Below are 6,042 nucleotides of genomic sequence, written 5' to 3' on the forward strand. Positions count from 1 at the left end.
CCGGGGGAAGCACATCAGCGCGCTGGCGTCAGTGTCACTGCGCGGCGGCGATAGAGTGCGAACGTCGCCAAAAGGGCGCACGTCGCGGCGAGGCTCATCCAGTAGCCGGGTGCGGCCTTGTCGCCGGTCATATGAATGAGCGCCGTCGAGATCGCGGGCGTGAAACCTCCGAACACGGCCGTAGCGAGGCTGTAGGCGAGCGAGAAGCCGGCAACGCGTACCTGCGCCGGCATCACTTCCGTGAGCGCGACGACCATCGCCCCATTATAGATTCCGTACATGAACGAGAGCCAAAGGAGGACGAGCAGCATGTTCACGAAGCTTGGCGCGTGAGCGAGCAGCGACAGCGCGGGGTAGGCGGTCGCGATAGCGAGCACCGTCATGCCGACGAGGAGCGGCCGGCGGCCGATCCTGTCGGAGAGCGCGCCGCCGATCGGTAGCCACACAAAGTTCGAGACGCCGACACACAGCGTCACGAGCAGACTGTCGGCGGTGCTAAGGTGCAGGACTGTCTTGCCGAAGGTTGGCGCGTAGACCGTGATGAGATAGAAGCTCGTGGTTGTCATCGCCACCAGCATCATGCCGGCGACGACGACAGCCCAGTTCTGGACCAGCGTGTCGAATACTTCCTTCATGCCCGGACGATGCTGGCGCGCCTTGAACTCCTGTGTTTCCTCCAGATTGCGACGCAGCATGAAGACAAACGGCACAATCATGCAGCCGACGAAGAACGGTACGCGCCAGCCCCACGCGGCGATGGCCCGTGCGCTCAGCCATCGGTTGAGCGCGAAGCCGAGGCCCGCGGCGACGACAATCGCGACCTGCTGGCTCGCGGACTGCCAGCTCGTGAAGAAGCCTTTTTGGCCGGGCGTGGCCAACTCGGCGAGATACACAGATACGCCGCCCAGTTCGGCGCCCGCCGAGAAGCCCTGTAGCAGCCGCCCGAGCAGCACGAGCGCGGGCGCGAGAAGTCCGATCGTCGCATAGCCCGGTACGAACGCGACCAGGATAGTGCCGCTCGCCATGATGGAAAGCGTGACGATGAGGCCCTTGCGGCGGCCGACGTCGTCGATATAGGCTCCAAGCACGATCGCGCCCAGCGGCCGCATCAGGAAGCCGGCGCCGAAGACCGCGAACGTCATCATCAACGAGGCGAACTCGCTCCTGGCGGGAAAGAAAACGTTGGCGATCTGCGTGGCGTAGAAGCCGAACAGGAAGAAGTCGAACTGTTCCAGGAAATTTCCGGCGGTTACACGGAAAACCGCGGCGGCCTTTGAATGAATGGTCGAAGGGCTAGACGACGGGTGCATCGAGGTGTCTCCTGAATTCCGGAATATGCGCGGCGTTCCGGTCGATCGTGGTTTTGGCAATGTTCGTCCGGAGCCAGCGAAACGATAAGTGCAAATTTCGGAACGATTGATGTTCTGTCGTTATCAATCGAGTCTGACGAAACCACAAAGCCTCGCAGCGCGAGCACGCGGCGGCGACCGCCAGAGGCCTTTTTGTCACGCCACAAAGTGGCATGAGGAAGCGGCCGTGCGCGTGTCCATGCTGCGTCCGCGGCTCCGGTGGCAGTGCTCGTATCTTGACAAACGATCGAATGCTTTACCGGGAGTCGGCTTTGGAGCGCACATGAGACACTCGAGGGAAAGCGCTGAAGGTCGGTAACGGGCGGAACTCGGCCGATTCTGTTGAAAAACTCGCCCGCCGCTGGGATTATTCGCTATCCTGGAAGGCATCGATAGACGGGGGATTCGTCATGATGGGTCATCAAGGTGGCGCGCAGAACCAGCTCTTCTATTCGTTCAACCTTGATGATCACGTACCACGCACGCACCTCTTGCGTGGCATTGATCGGTATTTCGACCTCAGCGGACTTCGTGAACATCTCGCGCCGCACTACAGCCATACCGGACGGCCTTCGATTGACCCGGAGCTCATGATCCGCATGCTGATCGTGGGCTACTGCTTCGGCATTCGCTCCGAGCGCCGTCTGTGCGAAGAGGTTCATCTTAACCTTGCCTATCGTTGGTTCTGCCGTCTGGGTCTCGAAGATACTGTACCCAATCACTCGACGTTCTCAAAGAATCGACACGGCCGATTCCGTGTTAGCGCAGCCCTGCGGCATGTCTTCGAATCGGTCTTGCGTCGCTGTATGGGCGAAGGCCTTGTGCAGGGCGAAGGCTTTGCTGTTGACGCGAGTGTGGTCAAGGCGGATGCAAATCGCGCACGTGGGGTGCCGGGCACGGAGGTGATTGATTGGCGCCATGGCAATGGCCCGAGCAGGGCCGTACAGGAGTATTTAACGGAGCTGGAGCAGAACAACCCGACGATCTCGGACGACGATGAGCTCATCGCAACGGCCAAGCGAATCTCGCTGACTGATCCTGCCGCTCGTTACACGGCTGCGCCCGGTGGGCCGGCATTCTTTGCGTATTCGACGAATTATTTAATCGACTTGCACGCAGGAATAATTGTCGATGTAGAAGCTACACCGTCGCATCGAACGCAAGAAGTTGAATCTACGAGGACGATGGTGGATCGGGTCGAGCAGCGCTTTAAACTGAAGCCTAAGCGTCTGGTGGGCGATACGGCGTACGGCACAGGAGCAATGCTTGGCTGGATGGTTTAGGAGAAACACATTGCCCCGCATGTGCCCGTCTGGCAGCGCCCGCGCAACGATGGCGCACTTCCCAACAGTGACTTCCAGTGGGTTGAAAGCGATAACGAATATCGCTGCCCGACGGGGCATGCTTTGCGTAGTGAATGGCGGACCTTCACGAAGCCCAGAACACACGTAACCAAGGCCGATACGATTATTTATCGATCAAGTCTGGCCGATTGCACCGCGTGCGCGATGAAGAAGCAGTGTTGCCCCAGCACACCGATTCGCAAGATTACGCGCAGTGTTCATGAGGCATCGCGGGATGAAGCCCGAGCCATTGCAGAAACACCGGCTTATAAGCGCTCCCGACGCGAGCGCAAGAAGGTAGAAATGCTGTTCGCGCATTTGAAGCGAATCTTGAAGCTGGATCGTCTGCGATTGCGTGGCCTTAGAGCGTGTTAGGCACTTGCGGCCAGACCTGGTATCCTGGCCAGATGGCAAAACGCAGACCCTACCCGACGGATGTGTCCAATGAAGAATGGAGCTTTGCGGCTCCGTATCTGACTTTGATGCACAAAGATGCCCCGCAGCGTCGATATGAACTACGCGAGATGTTCAACGCGCTGCGCTGGATCGTGCGCGCGGGAGCGCCCTGGCGGATGTTGCCAAATGATTTTCCGCCGTGGGAACTGGTTTATCAGCAGACGCAACGCTGGATTCAGGCGGGTTGTTTCGAGGCCATGGTCAACGACCTGCGTTCGATAATCCGCGTCGCGCAGGGCCGTAAGGGCCAGCGCAGCGCAGTCATTCTCGATGGGCGCACGTTGCAATCGACGTGCGAGAGTGGTCCTCGCGCCGGTTACGACGGCTATAAGCGTAAGCGGGGCAGCAAGGTTCACATGGCGGTCGATACGTTGGGCCAGTTGCTTGCGGTGAACATTACTCCGGCCAACGAGCAGGAGCGAGCCCAGGTTGGCGAACTCGCTCGTCAGGTCCAGGAGGTCACAGGCCAGACGGTGAAGGTCGCGTTTGCCGATCAGGGCTATACCGGCGAGGAACCTGCTCAGGCAGCGCTGGATGAAGGAATCGAGCTTGAGGTCATCAAGCTGCCGGACGTGAAAAAAGGCTTTGTTCTGCTGCCACGCCGCTGGGTGGTCGAACGCAGCTTCGGTTGGCTGAACCGCTTCCGCCGGTTGGCCCGAGACTATGAGCGATTGCCCGAAACCCTGGCTGGTCTGCATTTCGTCGTATTCGCCGTGCTTATGCTTGTCCACTTCGCAGCCCTTAATTGTAATACAAGTGCCTAACACGCTCTAGCGGTGCGCAAGACGAGTTCCTGTTGGCGGCGACAGCGCAGAATCTGCGGAGAATGGCGAAGTGGTTGATGCCGATGAACGATCCGGCGGAGGCGACGCCCGCTTGATGGCATAGGGGCATGCCCCCGACGTCAGCTTCGGCACCGGCAGCTTCGACAAACCAGGCCGACCGGCCACAACACCGTCGCAGCGATGCTGCGAAACGAGTTTTTCAACGGAATCGGCCGTTCTGCGACACACCGGCTGCCACCCGCATGCCGCGCCGCACAATGACAAATTAACTGCGAAATACGGATACCCGAAATATGAGAGTCATATCTGCAAACCACCACACCGCATAGGTTGTGATATCTGGCACTTATAAAAATGGAACTCGACCTCGTTTTGCCGTATCTGGACGTGTCAGATAAAAGGCTCCGACAGATGTTTTGCGAGGTCTTATGAAGAAGATTGCTCTTGCCTTTTCCTACTCCTTACCTTAAAGTAAGGAGAATTGGGGGTGCCACTATGACAGCAGCAACTATCACATCAAAGGGCCAGGTCACGATCCCAGTGGACGTGCGCAATCACCTTGGCCTGGGGTCTGGCGACCGGATCGAATTCAGCTTCAACGAGACGACGGGCCGGTATGAGGTTTATCCCGCCACGCGCTCGCTCGCATTGCTCAAGGGAGTTGTGAAGAAACCCGCGAATCCGGTGTCAATTGAGGACATGAACCTGGCCATTGCCGAGCAGGGGGCGTCAGCGCGATGATCGGACTGGATACGAACGTGCTAGTCCGCTATTTCGCCCAAGACGATGCTGTTCAGTCTAAGAAGGCTACCGCGCTGATGGAGTCCCTGTCGGCGGAGCGTCCGGGATACGTTTCACAGGTTGCGCTGATCGAGGTTGTGTGGGTTCTTGGGCGTTGCTACAGCGTGGAGCGCGAGCAGATAAAAGACATTATCGACTCGATGATCGGCACGAAGGAACTGGTTGTTGAAGGGGCTGACACGGTGCGAAAAGCACTTCGCGTTTTCGCGGCCTCGGCAAAGGCGGATTTCGCGGACTGCCTGATTGAGCGTTCGGGGTATGCCGCCGAGTGCGAGTACACGGCGACTTTCGACGTAAACGCGTCGAAGGCCGCAGGGATGCAGATGATTAAATAACCGTGAAATTTCTCCGGCCCGACCGGCACTGGAAAACGGAAAGCAATGACTGCTCACGCGGAAATGAAGGATTTTGTCGATTTTTGGTCCGACCGAGAAAGCGTAAATGTCGATCCCTACGGCAACTGTGAATTTCATGGAGAGGTGTCGTACGCATCGAATCGCGGAACCGTCGTTGACACCGCAACGGTGCGTTTCATTCGCAACGGATACGAGGATGGAAAGATCCGTCTGGAAGAGACGAGTAGTCTGACGGCGGAGAGCTTCCATCTCGACTTCTCGCCTGATTTTCAGACGTACGAGTTCCGTGTGTCGGACGGCGCCCTCGTGGTTTGCGGGAAATCGATGAAGATGGGCGGAGCCTACTCTGTAACGGTGGTTCCTGTCGTCTGAAAGAGAAGCAGAATAGGAAAATCATGATCGCTCGCCTCCTCAATATCGTCTCTGCGATTGCCGCCTTCGTTGCCGCTGGACTGTGGTTCTGGTCAACGCGGGTCGAAGTTGAGCATGTCGATGCTCCTGTTGATGAAAATGACTTCATTCCCGGCAGCATCGCAGTGCAGTATGGCAATGGCAAATTGGTTAACCCGTTCGCTACGGCTCTTGAACAAGCACGCTGGAACCGGTGGGCAGCGTTGGCAGCAAGCGCCGCAGCGCTCTGCCAAGGCTTGGCCACGGTTCTGAGCTGACCTAGCGGAAAATACGATATGTCGCTCTGCAAAGCCCCCGATAACTGCAAGGCCCCTGATGTCGTAGCGAAGGTGAAATGCTGCCTCGCTGGCCCTGTCTGGAAGGAAACGGATCGCACGCAGTCCAACGATGTGGATCGAACGATCGACACGTGCCAGCGTTGCGGTCAGACGCGTCAGGATATCCGTCAATAACGACTAGAGCGTGTGTTAGGCACTTGTATTAAGGGCTGCGAAGTGGACAAGCATAAGCACGGCGAATACGACGAAATGCAGACCAGCCA

General features: G+C 58.0%; 6 protein-coding genes and 1 pseudogene. 6 read left to right on the forward strand and 1 reads right to left on the reverse strand.

The features are described from left to right. Positions 1 to 14: 14 nt before the first annotated feature. Entirely contained in the window at positions 15 to 1,310 is a 1,296-nt protein-coding gene (locus SB764_RS36915; protein WP_410866309.1) for an MFS transporter, read from the reverse strand. 449 nt (positions 1,311 to 1,759) lie between these two features. Between SB764_RS36915 and SB764_RS36920 the strand changes: the two are divergent. The 6 genes and pseudogenes from SB764_RS36920 to SB764_RS36945 all read left to right on the forward strand — a co-directional run. Continuing rightward, a pseudogene (locus tag SB764_RS36920) lies at positions 1,760 to 3,055 on the forward strand (IS1182 family transposase); the annotation flags it as partial. A gap of 44 nt (positions 3,056 to 3,099) precedes the next feature. Then, positions 3,100 to 3,912, forward strand: a complete 813-nt coding sequence (locus SB764_RS36925) for an IS5 family transposase (RefSeq protein WP_410866310.1) — start codon at positions 3,100 to 3,102, stop codon at positions 3,910 to 3,912. Positions 3,913 to 4,428: 516 nt separating this feature from the next. Then, positions 4,429 to 4,674 carry an AbrB/MazE/SpoVT family DNA-binding domain-containing protein gene (locus SB764_RS36930; protein ID WP_410866311.1) on the forward strand — a complete coding sequence of 82 codons (246 nt, stop codon included), beginning with the start codon at positions 4,429 to 4,431 and terminating at the stop codon, positions 4,672 to 4,674. Then, positions 4,671 to 5,069, forward strand: coding sequence for a PIN domain-containing protein (locus tag SB764_RS36935; protein WP_410866312.1), 399 nt, complete (start codon positions 4,671 to 4,673; stop codon positions 5,067 to 5,069). The genes SB764_RS36930 and SB764_RS36935 overlap by 4 nt, the downstream gene beginning before the upstream one ends. Positions 5,070 to 5,114: 45 nt before the next feature. Next, a complete protein-coding gene (locus tag SB764_RS36940) occupies positions 5,115 to 5,462 on the forward strand; it encodes a hypothetical protein (RefSeq protein WP_410866313.1) in 348 nt (115 codons plus the stop codon). A gap of 23 nt (positions 5,463 to 5,485) precedes the next feature. Beyond that, the gene (locus tag SB764_RS36945; protein WP_410866314.1) at positions 5,486 to 5,758 is read left to right on the forward strand and encodes a hypothetical protein; all 273 of its coding nucleotides are present in this window, start codon (positions 5,486 to 5,488) and stop codon (positions 5,756 to 5,758) included. Positions 5,759 to 6,042: the final 284 nt, after the last annotated feature.

Source organism: Paraburkholderia sp. SIMBA_027 (assembly GCF_046535315.1).
Taxonomy (GTDB): Bacteria; Pseudomonadota; Gammaproteobacteria; order Burkholderiales; family Burkholderiaceae; genus Paraburkholderia; species Paraburkholderia tropica.

Coding starts and splice junctions, on each gene's coding strand:
- SB764_RS36915 (WP_410866309.1), bottom strand. CDS start 1,310: ATGCACCCGTCGTCTAGCCCTTCGACCATTCATTCAAAGGCCGCCGCG.
- SB764_RS36940 (WP_410866313.1), top strand. CDS start 5,115: ATGACTGCTCACGCGGAAATGAAGGATTTTGTCGATTTTTGGTCCGAC.
- SB764_RS36935 (WP_410866312.1), top strand. CDS start 4,671: ATGATCGGACTGGATACGAACGTGCTAGTCCGCTATTTCGCCCAAGAC.
- SB764_RS36925 (WP_410866310.1), top strand. CDS start 3,100: ATGGCAAAACGCAGACCCTACCCGACGGATGTGTCCAATGAAGAATGG.
- SB764_RS36945 (WP_410866314.1), top strand. CDS start 5,486: ATGATCGCTCGCCTCCTCAATATCGTCTCTGCGATTGCCGCCTTCGTT.
- SB764_RS36930 (WP_410866311.1), top strand. CDS start 4,429: ATGACAGCAGCAACTATCACATCAAAGGGCCAGGTCACGATCCCAGTG.